The sequence below is a fragment of the Brevibacillus soli genome (assembly GCF_044759095.2).
Classification (GTDB): Bacteria; Bacillota; Bacilli; order Brevibacillales; family Brevibacillaceae; genus JBIYSM02.
Map to the genome: position 1 here is coordinate 1 of NZ_JBIYSM020000060.1, position 17,814 is coordinate 17,814.

At 53.5% G+C, this 17,814-nt stretch carries 18 protein-coding genes and 1 riboswitch; of the genes, 12 read left to right on the forward strand and 6 right to left on the reverse strand.

Going from position 1 to position 17,814, the window contains the following annotated elements; all coding sequences use genetic code 11:
• Positions 1–272 precede the first annotated feature (272 nt).
• Both ACE99V_RS18570 and ACE99V_RS18575 read right to left on the reverse strand, forming a co-directional pair.
• The gene (locus ACE99V_RS18570; protein WP_400492716.1) at positions 273–539 is read right to left on the reverse strand and encodes a DUF3221 domain-containing protein; all 267 of its coding nucleotides are present in this window, start codon (positions 537–539) and stop codon (positions 273–275) included.
• Between the two features lie 167 nt (positions 540–706).
• Entirely contained in the window at positions 707–1,615 is a 909-nt protein-coding gene (locus tag ACE99V_RS18575) for a DMT family transporter (RefSeq protein ID WP_400492717.1), read from the reverse strand.
• A gap of 257 nt (positions 1,616–1,872) precedes the next feature.
• Here ACE99V_RS18575 and rarD point away from each other — a divergent pair, with 257 nt between their 5' ends.
• Complete coding sequence (gene rarD, locus ACE99V_RS18580; protein ID WP_400492718.1) at positions 1,873–2,784, forward strand: EamA family transporter RarD; 912 nt, start codon at positions 1,873–1,875, stop codon at positions 2,782–2,784.
• Positions 2,785–2,841: 57 nt separating this feature from the next.
• Here the strand turns inward: rarD and pdxK are convergent, their stop codons facing one another.
• Positions 2,842–3,657: a pyridoxine/pyridoxal/pyridoxamine kinase gene (pdxK, locus tag ACE99V_RS18585; protein WP_400492719.1), complete on the reverse strand. Its 816-nt coding sequence runs from the start codon at positions 3,655–3,657 to the stop codon at positions 2,842–2,844.
• Between the two features lie 225 nt (positions 3,658–3,882).
• On the opposite strand from pdxK, the gene ACE99V_RS18590 reads away from it, so the two are divergent.
• The 3 genes from ACE99V_RS18590 to ACE99V_RS18600 all read left to right on the forward strand — a co-directional run bounded on the left by ACE99V_RS18590 (position 3,883) and on the right by ACE99V_RS18600 (position 7,384).
• Complete coding sequence (locus ACE99V_RS18590; protein ID WP_400492720.1) at positions 3,883–5,484, forward strand: peptide ABC transporter substrate-binding protein; 1,602 nt, start codon at positions 3,883–3,885, stop codon at positions 5,482–5,484.
• Positions 5,485–5,545: 61 nt separating this feature from the next.
• Positions 5,546–6,448: an acetamidase/formamidase family protein gene (locus tag ACE99V_RS18595; protein ID WP_400492722.1), complete on the forward strand. Its 903-nt coding sequence runs from the start codon at positions 5,546–5,548 to the stop codon at positions 6,446–6,448.
• 6 nt (positions 6,449–6,454) lie between these two features.
• Entirely contained in the window at positions 6,455–7,384 is a 930-nt protein-coding gene (locus ACE99V_RS18600; protein WP_400492735.1) for a S66 peptidase family protein, read from the forward strand.
• Positions 7,385–7,394: 10 nt separating this feature from the next.
• Here ACE99V_RS18600 and ACE99V_RS18605 read toward each other — a convergent pair whose 3' ends face one another.
• Together ACE99V_RS18605 and ACE99V_RS18610 are read right to left on the reverse strand one after the other, a co-directional pair.
• Complete coding sequence (locus ACE99V_RS18605; protein WP_400492723.1) at positions 7,395–8,159, reverse strand: methyltransferase domain-containing protein; 765 nt, start codon at positions 8,157–8,159, stop codon at positions 7,395–7,397.
• A 156-nt stretch (positions 8,160–8,315) separates the two neighbouring features.
• Complete coding sequence (locus ACE99V_RS18610; protein ID WP_400492725.1) at positions 8,316–8,468, reverse strand: hypothetical protein; 153 nt, start codon at positions 8,466–8,468, stop codon at positions 8,316–8,318.
• Positions 8,469–8,611: 143 nt separating this feature from the next.
• On the opposite strand from ACE99V_RS18610, the gene ACE99V_RS18615 reads away from it, so the two are divergent.
• The 5 genes from ACE99V_RS18615 to ACE99V_RS18635 all read left to right on the forward strand — a co-directional run bounded on the left by ACE99V_RS18615 (position 8,612) and on the right by ACE99V_RS18635 (position 13,916).
• Complete coding sequence (locus ACE99V_RS18615; RefSeq protein WP_400492726.1) at positions 8,612–10,177, forward strand: alkaline phosphatase family protein; 1,566 nt, start codon at positions 8,612–8,614, stop codon at positions 10,175–10,177.
• A gap of 97 nt (positions 10,178–10,274) precedes the next feature.
• Entirely contained in the window at positions 10,275–10,703 is a 429-nt protein-coding gene (locus ACE99V_RS18620) for a DUF1284 domain-containing protein (RefSeq protein WP_400492727.1), read from the forward strand.
• Between the two features lie 94 nt (positions 10,704–10,797).
• On the forward strand, positions 10,798–12,834 hold the full coding sequence (locus ACE99V_RS18625; protein ID WP_400492728.1) for a hypothetical protein: 2,037 nt from the start codon (positions 10,798–10,800) through the stop codon (positions 12,832–12,834).
• Positions 12,835–12,911: 77 nt separating this feature from the next.
• Positions 12,912–13,088 (forward strand): hypothetical protein, encoded by a 177-nt coding sequence (locus ACE99V_RS18630; protein WP_400492729.1) that lies wholly within the window; start codon positions 12,912–12,914, stop codon positions 13,086–13,088.
• A 12-nt stretch (positions 13,089–13,100) separates the two neighbouring features.
• Entirely contained in the window at positions 13,101–13,916 is an 816-nt protein-coding gene (locus tag ACE99V_RS18635) for an EcsC family protein (protein WP_400492730.1), read from the forward strand.
• 37 nt (positions 13,917–13,953) lie between these two features.
• On the opposite strand, the gene ACE99V_RS18640 is transcribed toward ACE99V_RS18635, so the two are convergent.
• Positions 13,954–14,172 (reverse strand): GNAT family protein, encoded by a 219-nt coding sequence (locus ACE99V_RS18640; protein ID WP_400492731.1) that lies wholly within the window; start codon positions 14,170–14,172, stop codon positions 13,954–13,956.
• Positions 14,173–14,331: 159 nt separating this feature from the next.
• Positions 14,332–14,516: riboswitch (Lysine riboswitch) on the forward strand.
• A gap of 84 nt (positions 14,517–14,600) precedes the next feature.
• Here ACE99V_RS18640 and dapD point away from each other — a divergent pair.
• From dapD to ACE99V_RS18655, 3 genes are read left to right on the forward strand one after another with little or no spacing between them, the layout of a single operon-like run.
• Positions 14,601–15,311 (forward strand): 2,3,4,5-tetrahydropyridine-2,6-dicarboxylate N-acetyltransferase, encoded by a 711-nt coding sequence (gene dapD, locus ACE99V_RS18645; protein ID WP_400492732.1) that lies wholly within the window; start codon positions 14,601–14,603, stop codon positions 15,309–15,311.
• Between the two features lie 41 nt (positions 15,312–15,352).
• Positions 15,353–16,564 carry an aspartate aminotransferase family protein gene (locus tag ACE99V_RS18650; protein ID WP_400492733.1) on the forward strand — a complete coding sequence of 404 codons (1,212 nt, stop codon included), beginning with the start codon at positions 15,353–15,355 and terminating at the stop codon, positions 16,562–16,564.
• Positions 16,565–16,570: 6 nt separating this feature from the next.
• Positions 16,571–17,719 carry an N-acetyldiaminopimelate deacetylase gene (locus tag ACE99V_RS18655; protein WP_400492734.1) on the forward strand — a complete coding sequence of 383 codons (1,149 nt, stop codon included), beginning with the start codon at positions 16,571–16,573 and terminating at the stop codon, positions 17,717–17,719.
• Positions 17,720–17,814 lie beyond the last annotated feature (95 nt).

The following is a 17,814-nucleotide window of genomic DNA, read 5'->3' on the forward strand; positions in this document are numbered from 1 at the left end:
GGTTGATAGGTTCGGTGTGGAAGCGCGGCAACGCGTGGAGCTGACGAATACTAATCGGTCGAGGACTTATCCACACATCCTTGTGCAAAACTTGCGTATCCAGTTTTCAAGGTACAAGTACAAAGCCCGAGTTTATCTCCCCTTGAGATAGACCCGGGCTTTTTTTAGTGTATAAGAATTTATAAATTTGGAAATCCCATACAGCCGCTAGAAAAGTGTTCGGGGCCCCAGCCGACACCAGCGTTAGCTAAAGTCGGCTGGGTTTTCTTTATTTACTGTACAATCACCTTCGTTGCCGTAATTTGAACGGGATACGACTCCAGTACAGGACCGGTAAAGAGCACTTCCACACTGCTTCCCGGCTTGAGATCATCAAAGCGAAGTACAGTACCATCTCTCCCCAGCAGTTGGGTTTGCCTGGTTAGGGTTACGCTTGCCTTGTCGGCAGGGTTGGTTGCCTGCTTTCCTTCGACGAGAATTTTTCCGAGCGAGCTGCCGCCAGCAGAAGCCGGCTCTACCGAAATAATCGATCCGCTCATCACACCGTGGGCTGTTGGAACTGAGGAAGGAACAGGGAAATGCCCAGGAGAATAACAATACCTACTCCAAGCAGCAATATGATCTTATTCATGACTTTCACCTTCCTTTGTTGTAAAGACGACAGCGAAGTTGATTTGTTACAGGAGAAAGCCCTTGATCCGAGCGATCAAGGGCTTTTTGCCTTAGATGTACGCAAAGTGGAAAACAACTGTCTTACCTTTAGTTGAGGCAAGGCAATCGCTACGAGAATCATCGTGACGCCGCTCCATTGAGCGAGACTGACCGGTTCAAGCAGGATGGAGCTGGATAAAAACACGACTGTCGGAAGCTCAACCGCGCAGAGAATGGTAGCCAGTCCGCTTCCAATACGGGGAACGCCGACGGTGAGGCACAGGATGGGAATCAGCGATCCGAAGCAGGCTACCAATATTCCGTATGTCAGTAGGCCGTCCCACAGGCGCCCATTTAGCAAAAAGACAGGCGGATACACGAGAGATAGAAGAACGGCCGCACTTGTGATGGAAACGGCGCTGCGGAGGTACGGGTCCATCCCGACGCCAAGTCTTCCGCTGAAGAAAATCACCATGGCGTAGGTAAAACCCGACAATAATCCGCAGATCAGACCCTTTAGACTTATCTGTTGAATCCCGGTTTCAACCAATCCGCTGGCAAACACTGTGCCGACTCCCAACAGCAAAAGGGAGAGCAATTGCTGAGGGCTCGGTTTTTTCCGGTTTACCGCTGCTTCGATTAGTACGCCGATCCAGGTGAACTGGAACAACAGCACGATTGCCAGGGAGGCAGAAACTTCACTCACCGCCTGATGGTAAAAGATACTGGTGCAGGCCATCATGACGCTGGCGGGCAGCAGGACAAAAACATGTCGAAAGGTAAAACGTTCACGGGAGAGCAGCAATGCAATGATTGACATCAAGACGGACCCAAAGAATAATTGTGCACCGCTTAGCTCGTAGGGGGAAAAGCCAGCGATAAAGGCAAATTTCATAAACACCGCCAGCACCCCATAACTGCAAGCTCCCATTAATACAAGGAAAACCGAACGCCAGTAGACCATGGATGACTTCCTCACTTAACTAAAACATGATTTCTACACAGTTCCCTATTTTACTACAGAATGATTCGTGGTAAAATAAAAAATTACCCATTCTTTACTGTGATAACTTGTTACCTTGATAACCTGCTGCTATGGTAGAGGAATAAAGAAGGTGCCTCTGCTCTTTGGAAGTATGCTCTTAATGAAAATAAATAGCCGTTTTGCCTTACTTCGGCTAAACTGGAATGGTACGAGAAACAAGTTGGGGGCGGAGGAGAATGAAGCAGGGAGTGTTGTTTGGTATCGCGGCGTATTTAGTCTGGGGGCTAATGCCGCTGTATTGGAAGTTGTTTCAGCAGATGGCGGCCTGGGAAATCCTCGCGCACCGAGTTGTTTGGTCTGTCGTGTTTGTAGGATTATGGCTGGCAATAACCAGCCGATTGCCTCAAATGTGGGAGGCGGTGGCGGATCGGAAGAAAAAAGTGGCTATTCTCATCTCCGCTCTGTTAATTAGCGCAAACTGGCTCATATTTATCTGGGCGGTCAATAACGATCATGTAATGGAAACCAGCCTCGGATACTATATCAATCCGCTCATCAACGTGTTGTTCGGCGTCCTCTTTTTAAAGGAGAAGCTGCGGATGGGGCAATGGGTTGCCATCGGGCTTGCGACTGTAGGGGTCTCCATCATTGCTCTTCAGTACGGGCAGATACCGTGGGTTGCGATTTCCTTGGCCTTGACTTTCGCTTTGTACGGACTGGCGAAAAAAGTAATCAACCTCGATTCCATGCTCAGTCTTGCGTGGGAGACGCTGATCGTATTTCCGCTATCCCTTCTGTATCTTGTCTATATTCATATAAATGAAACGGATACCGTTTCCACACTGTCCGGCTGGCAGCTGCCTCTCCTTACCCTGGTTGGCGTAGCCACTGCTCTGCCACTGTACTGGTTTGCTCAGTCAACAAAAACGCTGTCGCTCTCGACGCTTGGTTTCATTCAGTACCTTGCTCCAAGTGCCAGTCTGCTGCTGGCCATCTTTGTGTTCGGGGAACCCTTTACCGCGACACATGTTATCAGCTTTGGCTTCATCTGGAGTGCGCTGATTGTGTTTACCGTTGCGACCATGCGAAAAAAGCCTGCGCCTGTGCAAGCACCGGCAAGCGATATGTACATGAAGAAGGAAGCGTAAAACGAACAAAAAACTCCTATCCGTCCACTGGACAGATAGGAGTTTGTACTTTTTCCGTTACGCGTTGTGAACCAAGCGATAAGCAGCGTGATTGGTCGGTCCAACGTATTGGTTGAGCGGGAAGGAGTGACGAATGGCTTCCGTGATAAAAGCCTTCGCGAGGTGCACGGCTTCCCGAACGGACTTGCCTTTTGCGAGCTCTGCGCAAATGGCGGCAGAATAGGTACAGCCTGCTCCATGTGTGTACGTCGTTTGGATCCGGTCGCCTTCCAGTACTTCAAACGTTTTTCCATCAAACAGGACGTCGACCGCTTTTTCATGCTGCAGCTTTCCGCCGCCTTTTACCAGGACGTAATCAGGGCCGAGTGCGTGAATTCGTTTGGCTGCTTCTTTCATGTCGTCGACGGTTTTCAGCTGTCCCAGTTGGCTAAGCTGCCCCGCTTCAAACAGGTTCGGAGTGACGATGGTAGCCCGGGGAACAAGCACCTCTCGTAAGCTTACGGCCGTTTCTGGGTGAAGCACTTCATCCGCACCTTTGCAGACCATTACCGGGTCTACCACAACGTTTTTCAATTGGTACTGATCGATTTTTTTGGCCACCAATTCAATGATCTCGGTGGAACCGAGCATCCCTGTCTTAACGGCGTCGATTCCGATTCCGGACACAACAGTCTCGATTTGTTTTTCCAAGGTTTCCACGGAGATGGGGAAAACCTCATGAAACCATCCGTTGTGAGGGTCTTGAGCGACGATCACGGTCAGGGCAGTCATGCCATACACGCCGCGCTCCTGAAAGGTTTTAAGGTCAGCCTGAATACCGGCCCCGCCGCTGGTGTCAGAACCAGCGATCGTCAATGCTTTGAACATAGTCATCTCGATAATCTCCCTTGCAGCCGCTAGTTAATGGTGCGGTCAGTATTTTGCTATTAATCCTTATTGAAGAGCAAAAAGCGGGAAGTGTCAATTGGGTTCTCTCCGGTCATGCCGATGTCAGGTACGCTATTCCTTTTATGAATCACCCCTCTTCTGCGGAGAATAATGAGACGTGCTGGTTGGGAGACAATCTTCTCCAAGCAGATAAAGGGGGGTTTTGCGAATATGAACAAGCATTCCATCGCTTTTCTCAGTTTCGTGCTGATGCTGGGCGGTTTGATGACGGGATGTTCCGGGCGGAATTCGGCCGCGGCAGCGCCAATCCCCCGTATCGAGCCGCAGGTGCTGCGGTTGAATATGGAGGAACCGGCTACGCTTGATCCGACTCTGTCGGAAGACGTCATCTCGGGGGCTGTGATTCGAGCGATCTTTGACGGACTTACCCGATTGGACCAGGATGGCAATCCGGTAAATTCGCTTGCCGCCGACATGAAGGTCTCGGACGACAAGAAGACGTATACCTTTGCGCTTCGCAAATCCCAGTGGACCAACGGCGATCCGGTGACGGCGCACGATTTCGAGTCTGCCTGGAAACACGCCCTTGACCCGAAAACGGCTTCCGGCTCCGCCTATCGGTTTTTCCCGATCAAAAACGCGGAGGCGTACCAGTCCGGCAAGGCAAAGCGTGAAGAAGTCGGCGTAAAGGCGCTGGACGACAAGACGCTGCAGGTGACGCTGGAGAACCCGACTCCCTACTTCCCCACGATTGTTTCTTTCTTCTATCCGCTTCACCAAAAGGTCGTGGAATCCAACCAAGGATGGGCCCGCAATCCCAGGACACTGGTCAGTAACGGCCCGTTCAAACTGGATACCTGGAACCACAGAAGCAAACTGGTTCTATTGAAGAACGACACGTATTGGGACCAGAATGCGGTAAAGCTGGAGCGGATCGAATTTTCCATGATGGAAGACGACAACACGGAGCTGGCGATGTTTGAAAACGGCGATCTGGATTGGGCCGGGCAGCCGATCAGCAGTTTGCCGGTTGACGCAGTCGGTCCGTTGAAGCAGGAAGGCAAGCTGATCACCAAACCAAAGGCTGCTTCTTATTACATACGCTTTCATGTTGAACGAGAGCCGTTTACCAATACGAAGGTGCGAAAAGCGTTTGCCTACGCCATTCATCGCAAGGATATCGCGGACAACATCGGTCAGGCGGGACAGACGCCGCTGATGGGAATTACGCCTGTTTCCCTAAGCCTGAAGCCGGAAGGGTTTTTCGCCGACAACCAGCCTGAGGAAGCACGCAGACTGCTGGCTCAGGGCATGAAGGAACTGGGGATCACCAAGCTGCCTCCGATTACGTACCTGTACAATACCTCCGACCGCAACAAGGCGATTGCGGAAGCGCTGCAGGCGCAGTGGAAAAAGGAATTGGGTGCAGACGTAAAGCTGGTCAACAAGGAAACAAAGGTGTACCTGGACGACCAGGAACTGGGCAAGTTTGAGATTACCCGTTCCGGCTGGACTGCGGACTATAACGATTCCATCAATTTCCTGCAAAAATTCATCGAGAAGTACAGCTCAAGCAACATCACGCGCTGGCACAATCCGACCTACACCGAACTGATCAGGAAGTCCTGTGTGGAGCGCGATGAAAAGAAGCGCAGGCAAATCCTGTTGGAAGCGGAGACGCTCTTGATGGAGGAGATGCCGCTGACCGGCATTTTCAGCGACGTAAATGCATGGGTGCAGAGCGGGAAGGTGAAAGGCGTTCAGGTGGATCCGCTTGGCTACATCGATTTTAAATGGGGTTACAAGGAGTAGCGGATGTGGAGTAAGATAATAGGGCGACTATTATTTGACGGCGGAAAAGAGGTTGAACAGGATGACAGTGATCTTCAAACAGAATTGTATTGATTCGTTTTCTTTTGACATGGAGCCGGTGGCAACCGTAGAATCCGGAAGCGAGGTCGTCTTTGAGACCTATGACTGTTACCGGGGGCAACTGACGGAAAGCTCCTCCCATCAGGACCACCAGCTGGACGGAATCAACCCGGCGACAGGTCCGGTGGCGGTTCGCGGAGCGGAGCCGGGCGATGTTCTGAAAATTGAAATCTTGTCCATTCAGTTGGAGGAGACGGGAACCATGTACCTCCGTCCCGGATCAGGAGTGTTGAAGCGTTTTGTGGAATACGAACAGGTACTGAAACCGGTGGTGAAAGGCAATCAGGTGCATTTGCGCCCGGACCTGTCCGTGCCGCTTGAGCCAATGATCGGGGTGATCGGAGTAGCACCGGCTGAAGGGAGCGTGAACACGCTGGTTCCCGGATGTCACGGCGGAAACCTGGATACGAAGGAGATTACAGAGGGAGCGGTGCTCTATCTTCCCGTTTTCCAACCGGGAGCAAATCTGGCCATGGGAGACTTGCATGCCGCCATGGGGGACGGGGAATCGGCCGTTTGCGGAGTGGAAATAGGAGGCAAAGTACGAGTTCGGATCGAACTGATAAAAGGAGTGGCATTGTCTCAACCCGTGCTGGAGGACGAGCACTTCCTGTACGTCATCGCATCCGCGCCGACGATTGACGAAGCGTGCAGTCAGGCGGCCGAGGGCATGTTCCGTCTTTTGCAGGAATGGATGCCGGGGTTGACAGCCAACGAGCTGGTTTGCTTGTTGGGAACGGCTGGAGATGTGTGCGTCAGCCAGTTGGTCAATCCGCAGAAAACAGCCAAGTTTCGCATTCCGAAAACATTTTTACCCAAGTCCATTTTGAAACAGACGAGGTGAAGCATGATGAAAAAAGGAAAACCCCTTTTGCCGGGGGATACCATTGGAGTGATCGCTCCATCTTCTCCGAAACCGGAGATCGTGCCGACTGCCCTGGCTGAACTGGAAGCGCTGGGGTTTCAGGTGAAGCTGGGAGAAACGTGCCGGCAAACGTATGGAGGCTATTTGGCAGGTCCGGCGGAATGGAGAGCGAAAGAACTGAACGCGATGTTTGCCGATCCCGAGGTAGACGGAATCATGTGTTTGCGAGGGGGATACGGCTCTCCGCAAATCCTGCCGCTGCTCGACTACGAGTGTATTGCGGACAATCCCAAACTGTTTATCGGCTACAGCGACATCACGGCGCTTCATACGGCCTTGGGGCAACGAGCCGGATTAGCCACCCTGCATGGTCCGATGGCCTCTGCGGGGATTGCCCATACGCTGGATCCCGTATCTAGGGACTATTTGCTGCGCGCCATGACACAGGCGGAGCCGCTTGGCCAGATCGTGAATCCTGAGGGGGAAGAGCTGGTCTGTTTGGTGGACGGAGAAGCCAGCGGCCCAATCGTAGGAGGGAATCTGTCCCTGGTGGCTGCCTTGATGGGGACGCCCTATGAGCTTGACACAAAGGGGAAGCTGCTGTTTCTGGAGGACATCGACGAGGAGCCGTACCGCGTTGACCGGATGCTGACGCAGCTGGCGCTGGCCGGCAAGTTTTCCGACGCAGCAGGAATTATTCTTGGCACCTGGACAAACTGTGAATCCAAAAAATACAAGGACGGATTCGGGGTGCTTGACGTATTTCGCGAGATTGTTGTTCCGTACGGCAAACCGACGATTTGGAATCTTCAGGCAGGACATGGGTTTTACAATATCGCCCTGCCGTTTGGTGTCAAGGCCAGCATGAACGCGACGGACGGGATCCTGGTGATTGAAGAAAGCGTGGTGGAATGATGTTACAAACCTATGCTTTTTCTTTGACGGCCAGAATGCGGATGCGCTTGTAGTCCGCCACCCAACTTCCGTCCTGAAAGAGGGTAGACCTTAGCGTTTCGGCGATCCGTTCGCAGGCACGCTCCTTTTGTTCCAACGACATCTCTTGAAAAAACACGCCTGCGAAGGAGTCGAGCCAGTGTCGGATGCCCCGTTCCCCGTCGGAAAGCTGGGTCGGACGGTCAAAATGGTTGGCCCTCACAAGCCGAAACCCGTTTTGCTCCAGCAGCGCGCCGTATTCGCCGATGCTTGGGAAATACCAAGGATTCCGTCCCTTCGCGTCGATCCCGACTTCAGCCAAAACTGCCTCGATTGCTTCGACGATACTGCCCACGTTGCCTTTTCCGCCGAATTCTGCCACAAAGCGACCACCCGGCCGCAGCGCATGACGAACGGTACGGATTACCGCTTCCGGCCGCTTCATCCAGTGCAGTGCGGCATTGGAAAAAACACCGTCAAAGGATTCTTCACTCCGGTACGTCTCTGCGTCGGCAACGAGGAAGCGCAGAGACGGGTATTTTTCACGAGCCAGCTCGATCATCGCCGGCGAAAGATCTATTCCCGTTGGTACTGCTCCCGCTTCAGCCAGTTCATTCGTCAAGTCTCCCGTACCGCAGCCAAGATCCAGAATCGCTTCCCCCGGAGCGGGACCAAGCCAGTCGAGCAGTCCCTTTCCCAGTTGGGAGACAAACTGCATATTGTCGTCATACAATCGGGCATTCCATTGCTGTACCATTCCTCTTCACTCTCCCGTATTCGTGTCCCTGCAGGGGCCTTTTTTTCTTTTTACCAGCCTTGTGTAAATAAGTCCAATCTATAAAAAGTATCAATCAGATAGGAATAGACTATAGGAAACGCAAAAAAGACCCCGTTACGGCAACGGGGCGGTCAGTCAGATCCAGTCTCGATACAGAATGGTGACAGGGGTGTAGTCGTTGTTTTCAATCTCCTCGGGGGTAGCCTCTTCATCCAGCGCGTCCATCTCCATCCCGGGGGCGATGGTGGGCTCGTGCTTTGCCTTCTTGTCGTCACTTTGTTTTTCCATGGGGATTTACTCCTTTCCACAGGTATCCCTTCTAGCGTTTGCAAGGCTGGAAAAACTATACGACAGCTGTGAGAACGGTCAGATGGCTAAGAAAAGGCTGGGTGGACACAATATGGGAAAACGTTCCGGGAGGCTTTCATTCAATGCTGAGGAGTAAACTTGGCCGGTTATCCCTGATCGCGATCCTGCTTGGCACTGTGTTCGGATCTGCCTGGGTACAGTCCGGTCAACTTCACTGGACAGAGGAACGCATCCATACCTCCGGGTTGGCAGCAAAACGTAAAGTGATACTTTTGCTGATCGATTCGATGCTCTCCCGCTCGCTGGAGCAGCTGGTCATGAGAAACGAAGCGCCTGCCCTGGCGTTTTTGATGAAAAACGGGCTGTATCGACGGGATGCGATCAGTTCGTTTCCGACCATGTCTGTCACCATTGACAGCACGATTTTGACCGGTACCTACGCGGACCAGCATCATGTGCCGGGACTGCTCTGGTTCAACCAATCGGAAAAACGGATGGTCGATTACGGAGACGGGATGCGAATCGTCTGGAAACCGGGTCTGCCCCAATGGTTTGAAGACAGCTTTTTTCACTTGAATCATCTCCATTTGTCCAAAAAAACAAGAACGCTGCATGAAGAATTGTCCGCCAAAGGGTTCACTACCGGATCGATTAACGGTTTGCTTTATCGCGGACAACAGGGACATCATTTTGGCATCAAGGGGATGTACACGGTGCGGCTGCAGGGACCTGATCTGCTAGCCCTCGGTGCGCTTTCCAGAGTGACCGACGACTATTTGCCGACCAGCCCATTTCGCTCCATGGGCATGAACAGCGATTACACCGCTCGGAGCCTGATCAGCTTGATCAAGGAAAACCGACTTCCTGACGTGACCCTGGCCTATTTTCCCGACATGGACGGCGACCTGCATAAATACGGTCCTGCCTTTTTGGAAGGACTAAAAAAAGTGGAGGTTCAGCTCCAGCACATACTGAACGCTTTTGGCAACTGGGAGGATGCATTGCGACAGCATGTGTTTCTGCTGATGGGTGACAGCGGGGTGACCGCAACTGGAACCCGGCGGGAAACGGCGTTAATCGATCTGGAAGAGACATTGTCCGGGCTCCGCCCCTACCGCTTGGGTGAGGAGCTGCAGCCGACAGATGACGTGGCGTTTGCGGTTAACGGGCGCATGTGCTACGTCTATTCGCTGTCGGAGCGGGCTCCTCTTCCGGCTATGATCGATCGGCTGAAGTCGGATGAACGAATTGACCTGATTGCGTGGCAGAAAGACGAATGGACCCATGTCCGGCAGGGCGGGAGAGAGCTTCGTTACCGATCGGGGGCGGAGCGAAGCGACACGTTCGGTAAGCGTTGGGATGTGCGCGGTGATTTTGGGGTGATGAATCTGAAAGTGCGACGGGAAGACAGCCGTCTGGTGTCCGATTCTCATCCGGACGGGCTTCGTCGGCTGCAGAGCGCCCTACGTTCACATGCCGGGCGTTTCCTGATCGCCACAGCGCGGCCGGGAGCAGAGTTTACTGCGGATGGAGCTCCGAATCATCCGGGCGGAAGCAATCACGGGTCGCTTGATGCCAGTGATTCGCTGGTCCCTCTTCTTATAGCTCCAGCGGGAGATGTACCTTCGCCGCCGGAGCGGCTGGTGGACGTCAAGCGATATATCATGTCGTTGCTGGAACCGAAATGAGGGGGGCATTTCCCCCCTGTTTTTTTGCCCATTCAGCAGGTATGATGTCATTATCTGCATGGATTTTTTCATATCCCGCTCTGGAAGGGGACTCTCGATGGATAAAGTCATTCTTCGCGGACACCATTTGCTTTGTGTCCACGGTTTTCGGGGCATGGGTTACAGCCCGGAGTTCGTCGCCAAAATGGGGGAAATTGTAGAGCGCATCCGTGACCCGAAACAGGATTTCCCCATTCAAGTCGTACGCGGTTTTGACGACACGTGTCAGGTTTGCCCGAACAAGGGAAAGGAGAAGTGCGAGGCGAACGGGGACTCGGAACAGCACGTTCAGACGCTGGATCGCAACGTCATCAGGCACCTCGATTTAACGGAAGGGGCTGTCTACCTGAAGTCGGAACTGGTGGAACGGACCCGAACGCTCGTGGAACCGGATGATTTGGTTCACCTTTGCGAAGGGTGTTCGTGGTTTTCCTACGGTGTTTGCCAGGAGGGAATCGCCAGACTGAAAACAGGGGTAAATGGTTAAGAGAGGAAAGGCAAAGTTTTTGTCGAATAAAGACAGATGCCTGTTGCCATGACTGTGGGAACAGGGTGAGATGGGTATGAAAGAGGGACATCAAGTGAAGAGATTGTTTGTTTGCGCGCTTCTCGTGTGCCTGGCCATGAGTCAATCAACCTTGACCGGCGTTTCCCCTGCATACGGGGCCAACGTACCATGGAAGCGAATGACTCAGGCGCCAAAGCCTTTGCCAAAACCGGTACACCAGTTTATCAGTTTCAACGACTTTCAGGTGGTGGGTCTAAACAGTAACGGCTGGAATTGGGTGAAAAACGACGAATTTATCCTCCCGCCGGAAACACCGCTGGAAATTGATATCGTGCAAACGACCTATGCCAAGGGAATCAATGTAAGCAGCAGCTCGATCTATCTGGATGGAGTGGAATTGCCCGAATTCCGCATGGAAAACAAGGCCAGTCAGCCGGCACTGCAGTGGAGTGTTCCGCGCTTCTCCATACCCGCCGGCAAATTGGCCCCGGGAGCACATATCCTTACCTTTGTCGTGAAAGACGCACAGCAAAAAAGCAGTACGGTTAACGTCAGGTTCATCGTAGAAGCGCTTCAACACGCTAAAATTTACAGCGGTACAGCGGCAGCGGGAACGCCGATTCCAACCGGATCCACCGAGTCGATTCCCGGCTTGTCGGGTTCGAAGCGATATTATGCCAGCAGTGCGGGAACGTGGAAGCTGTATCGGCAGGGAGCCGAGACCGAAATGAAAAAAGGCAGCGGTCAAAGCTTCTACACGGGTACATTGCCATCCGGCTTGTACGACCTGGTGTTTGAGCCAACCGATGTCAACTTGTCTCCATCGCGCTTTACTCTGCACGTAGGACTGACGGATATTTATCTCGGGATGGATGCCACGGGGCAGAAACTGACCCCCGGCCAAAAGATCACCGCCAAAGCAGCTCCAAGCACCGTACAGCTGTTCGCAGACTTGCCAGGCAGATGGTCGGTGAGCGGCACGGGACAGTCGATCAGAGACTCTCGACATTTTGAGGTGCAGCTGCCTGAGAAACTGGCAGGGATGACACTTACCGTTACCTATGAGCCCGAAGGAGGAAACTCCACGTCGATCAACACTCTGCGTATCGAAATCCCGGGCGTGCAAAATTCCTGTGCCCCGTCTCCCGGGGGGGCGACACTGGACATCATGATGCAGCAAAACGAGCGCTCCTCGCTGCGTATGGAAAAGGAAGACCTGACTTCTTCCAACAATACCGTCACGCTTTACCAGAAGCCGATCTACAAAATCTGGCTGACGACGGCAGGCGATCACCTGAAATACGGCAGCGATAAGGACGCGGACGAAGGTCCGGGTGTATGGGCTGTGGACAACATGGTCGTCGACTCGTCCCGCCTGAACTGGGATCACACTGCCCTGGAGCTCTCCAGCTATTCGCCGGGGCGGTACAAGATCAACTACTACAGCAAGAAAGACCCAAACGTGTCATGGTGCGGCTATGTAAGGGTGTATGAAGATACCCCGCCGACTCCGTCCGCACCTGTCTGCGAAAGAGACGAAATCGGGGAAGCTCCCGCCCTTCTGCCGATCCGCCTGACCGCAAGTGACGGCAGGCAGCTGAGTAATGGAGAAGTGGTGACGGTTCACTCCCTGCGAGCACTGGATGCATTTTCGAAAGTGTCACTCAGCGCCAATCACGTCGTTCACCACGGCGTTATGAAAGTGAAAAAAGATGCCAGCAATAAAAAAGACAGGCGTTTTTTATGGGTACCGGATCTCCGGTGGGAGTACGGTATGAACACGATCGGCGAGTATCATTACTACAGCGGCGGAAAAATCTTTTCTGAGAACGTCGTGAAGGTCGTCTACAACGACAGCAATACCTTGCGTACCTTCCGCCCCAAGCACGACAAGGAATCGGACGTCACAGCCTACGACGGCCTCGAATCAATCGATATGAAGGAGATTATCGCGGACAACGGGAACAAGCCTGGCACCTATACCATTCATGTCACCCACAAGCTCGCATACCGTACGTGCGGCGTATATGCCCGCCTTTCTACCTTTGAGAAAGAAGTGGACACGGTCGAGCGCGAACAGACCTTTTCTGCCACCTTTGTTGTAAAATAGAGGAGAGCGGCCCTTGCTTCAAGCGAGGGCTTTTTTCTCCAAATGAGGAGAAGGAAGTGTGCGTGGTGAGGGAAGAGATGCGGAACGTACTCGAAAAGTTCGGTTTTCGATTGGAAGGATCGCTGGTGAAGCACGAAAAGCTGGGGATCGTCAGGGAGGTTTCGGAATTTCTCTGCTTCTCTTCATCGACTGAATTGGAAGATCATGTAAAACAGCTCCTGCGCAATCAGTGCAGGCTAAAGCGTCCGAAGTAAGGAGTGGGAAATGTGGAGACGCGGGAAACATTGGAGCAGGCTTATTCGGAGATAGAGAAATGGGAGCGGGAGCAAAAAGACTTGTGGTTTTGGGAGAAGCTCGGCCGCCTGCCGTTCGTGCTGCTGGATCGGTATACACCTGCCGCGGTTCAGGAAAAACTGGGAGCGGCTGTGGACGAGATTGCCAGTTATCTGGAGCACGGCGGTACTTACCTGGTCCAGGAAAAAGCCGTGTATGAGCGCTTCCAGCCGTACCTGCCGACAGGCACTGCAAGGGAGCCCCTCTCATCGACAGAGGTATCCAGACTCCCCCTGGCAACGATGGATGCGGTTGCACGAGACTTGCGCCATTCCCGTGCTGCGTTCGCCACCGTACAGGGAGCGACGACAGGCATTGGCGGCTTGTTCACGCTTGCGGTCGATATTCCGCTCCTGGTCGGCACTTCCCTCAAGGTGCTGCAGGAAATGGCCCTCTGTTACGGCTATCGGCCGGAGGAAAAGAGAGAGCGGATGTTCGTGATTAAATGCCTGCAGTTCTCCTCCTCTGATATCGTCGGCAAAAAGGCGATCTTGGAGGAATTGGCCGCCTTTGACGCGCAAACCGTTCGCAGTCAGACTCTTGCGCAGCTGCAAGGGTGGCGGGAAGTGATTATGACTTACACCGAAAACTTTGGCTGGAAGAAGCTGTTCCAGATGGTGCCGATCGCCGGCATATTGTTCGGGGCGTATTTGAATCGTTCCGCAGTTCAGGACGTGGCGGAAGCAGGCATGATGCTGTACCGCAAGCGCAGGATTTTGCAGCGTCTGAGAGAGCTGGGGGAATCCTAGGAGCGGCTTGTCCAATCTTCATAAGTCATGGCGAAGATCAGATGGTCCTCCCATACCCGTATCCTGTTCCGCATTCAAAATCTCGAATGGCGGCCGCGATAAACTCCTGCTGCGCTTCCAGTGTGTAGTGGGAGGGAGGGCGGATCGGTTCAAACGGAAGAAAAAAATCTCGATTGCGAAGACGCAGCTGCAACAATGGGGCTGCGTCCTCGCTTTTGTATCCCCTGACGTAAAGCTGCTCGCTCGTCAACTGCATGGTATCCATTCCTTTCAAAAAAGATGGGGCTTAAGTGTATCACTGATCCCTTACGGATGAAAAGTGAAAATTGTCGAACTAGGAAATTTTCGAAGAAATCGCGAGTGCAGTTGCCACACTCGGAGGATTTTGGTACAGTTAAAAGCAATTCCATATGGTCATCCTAATAGAGGTGCGCAGCGGATGAGTACGTCATTTTACGGGTCGCGGGGAATCGACAAAAGGACGGAAAGGCCAATGCGCCGAAGCTTTGACTGCATCCCCGGGCAGTGGAAGCTGGGGTTCTCGTGAACAACGATCGCCCTGTCATGAAAGGCTTGCTTTCATGGAGCGCTATTGAATGATTTGCTTGCAGCTTGAAGAGCAATGAGTACTAGCGTTCTACTCATTGCTTTTTTGCTATACCCATTTCAAAGGAGGACATCCCAGTGAACATGATGGATGCGCATGAAATTATTTCGTTTATTCAAAAAAGCGAAAAGAAGACGCCGGTAAAGGTGTACCTGAAAGGGGAACTGGAGGGGATCGACTTCGGTCCGAATGCGAAGACGTTCATTACGGGAAACACAGGCGTTGTGTTTGGTGAGTGGAAGGAGCTTCAGCCTGTACTGGAACAAAACCAGGGGAAAATTGCCGATTACGTTGTGGAGAGCGACCGCCGCAATTCGGCCATCCCGCTTCTCGAGACGAAAAATATCCAGGCGCGTATCGAACCGGGCGCGATCATTCGCGATCAGGTGTCGATCGGCAATAACGCGGTCATCATGATGGGCGCGGTGATTAACATCGGCGCAGTGATCGGTGAAGGCACGATGATCGACATGAACGCAGTGGTCGGCGGACGCGGCACGATCGGCAAGAACTGCCACATTGGTGCAGGCGCGGTGATCGCCGGCGTAATTGAACCGCCGTCGGCACTGCCGGTTGTGGTTGAAGATGACGTTGTCGTGGGGGCCAACGCTGTGATTCTGGAAGGCGTTCGCGTCGGAAAAGGCTCCGTTGTCGCCGCAGGCGCCGTCGTAATTGAAGATGTACCGCCCCATGTAGTCGTGGCGGGCACACCTGCGCGTATCATCAAACAAATTGACGAAAAGACCAAGTCCAAGACGGAAATCAAGCAGGAGCTCAGACAGCTGTAAAAGTTTCAGCCGAAGCCATGCAATAGTAGAGGAGAGGGCATATGGATTGGCGTTCGCTAGATGAACAGTATATCATCTCTACTTATAAACGCCTGCCGATCGCCATTGCAAAAGGCGAGGGAAACCATCTGTACGACACGGATGGCAAGGCGTATCTCGATTTGTTTACCGGCCTGGCGGTCAACGTCCTCGGTCATTCCCATCCGCAAGTGATGCAGGCCTTGCGGGAACAGGGGGAGAAGTTCTTGCACATCTCCAACCTCTTCCTCAATACACCTGCCATCCGACTGGCCCAGCGGCTTGTCGAGCACAGTGTGAAGGGAAAAGTGTTCTTTACCAACTCGGGTGCAGAAGCGACGGAGGCGGCGATCAAGCTGATTCACAAATGGACGGTTGCTGGAGGTGCCGGACGGCAAGGCATCGTGGTGCTGCGCAACAGTTTCCACGGCCGAACGCTCGGCGCGATTCGCCTGACCAGACAGCCGCACGTCTACCAGGATTTTCCTCAGCCGTCGTTTCCGGTGTATGAGCTGGATGCGGAGGATGCGGAGCAGCTGAAGAGCCTCTGCCGGGAGGCGAAACCGGCTGCGGTACTGATGGAACCGGTGCTGGGTTCAGGCGGCGTGGTGCCGCTTGGCGAAGCCTATCTGCGTGACGTGGAAGCGATCTGCCGGCAGGAAGGCATGCTGTTTTGCATGGACGAGATCCAGACGGGGATCGGACGTACCGGGCGCTTTTTCGCCTATCAGCATGCCGGTGTAACGCCCGATCTGATTCTGTTTGCAAAAGGTGTCGGCGGCGGGCTGCCGCTTGGCGGTGTGATCGCCGGCGAGAAGCTGATGAACCTGTTCAAGCCTGGGGACCACGGCACTACCTTTGCACCGGCGCCGCTCAGCGCTGCGCTTGGAAATGCCGTGCTGGACGTGGTGCTTGACCCGGTGTTCCAGACCCAATCCAACGAAGTGATGTCCTACCTGTGGGAGCGGCTGCATGAGCTCGGCCGCAGCTTTACCGCTGTGCTTCGCGATATTCGCGGCAAAGGCATGATGGTGGGCATTTCACTGAACGCCCAACCGGAGGAAGCCAGCCGCCTGCAGCAAAACCTGCTGGCAGAGGGCATCCTGGTCGACATCACACAAAAGACGATCGTTCGACTGCTTCCCCCTTTGACACTGACAAAGGAAGACGTGGACCGGTTTGTGGACGTGTTTTCGCGCCAACTGGCAGAACTGGGCGCAGCCAAGGGAGCGTGATCCTTTATGACAACGACGCCTTCGTTCGTCCAGATTCGCCGCGACCTGCACCGGATTCCCGAACCCGGCTTTCAGGAGTTCAAAACCCAGGAGTACCTGCTGAACTACCTTGCCGGGCTGCCGCAGGAGCGTCTGCAGATCAGAACATGGCGAACCGGCATCCTCGTCAAGCTGGCGGGAATGAACCCGTCCAAAATGCTTGCATGGCGCACCGACATGGACGGTCTGCCCATTCCGGAAGAGACGTCCTATCCTTTCCGTTCCAAGCATGAAGGATACATGCACGCCTGCGGTCACGACATGCACATGGCGATTGCCTTGGGGATTCTCACGCATTTTGTTCACCATCCGATTGACGATGACCTGTTGTTTATCTTTCAACCGGCGGAAGAAGGGCCGGGCGGGGCGAAGCCGATGCTTTCGAGCCGGGAGTTCTGCGAATGGCGACCGGACGAGATCTTCGCTTTGCACATCGCTCCGGAATACCCGGTCGGCCAGGTGGCGACGAAGCCAGGAATTCTTTTTGCAAATACCTCGGAGCTGTTTATTGACCTGATCGGCAAGGGCGGTCACGCTGCCTACCCGCACAAGGCCAACGACATGGTGGTCGCAGCCAGTCATCTGGTGACGCAGCTGCAGTCTATCGTCGCCCGCAACATCGACCCGCTTGATTCTGCGGTCGTGACCATCGGCAAGATCGAGGGGGGAACGAAGCAGAACATCATTGCGGAAAAAGCGCGGATGGAAGGCACGATCCGTACGCTGTCGATGGAGTCCATGGCCAAGGTAAAAGGGCGGATTGAAGCGCTGGTCAAAGGAATCGAAGCAGGCTTTGAATGCCGGGCTGCCATCGATTACGGCTCGAACTATTGTCAGGTGTACAATCACCACGAGCTGACCGGAGAATTCATGGATTGGCTGACGGCGGAACGGCCCGATGTCACGCTGATCCAATGCTCGGAAGCAATGACCGGGGAAGACTTTGGGTATTTTCTCGCCGAAATTCCTGGCTTCATGTTTTGGCTAGGCGTGGATACGCCTTATGGTTTGCATCATGCCAAAATCGAGCCGGACGAGCGGGCCATTGAATTGGCGATCCGGTTGGTTACCGGCTATTTTACGTGGAAGTCCTCCAAACACAAGATGTCCCTGTAACAGGGGGCATCTTTTTTGGTGTATAAGCGTACTATGTCAATTAGTTTTTTCGCCCTTTTTGAGAATGGCAAACACACCTAACGTAATTTTTGTTA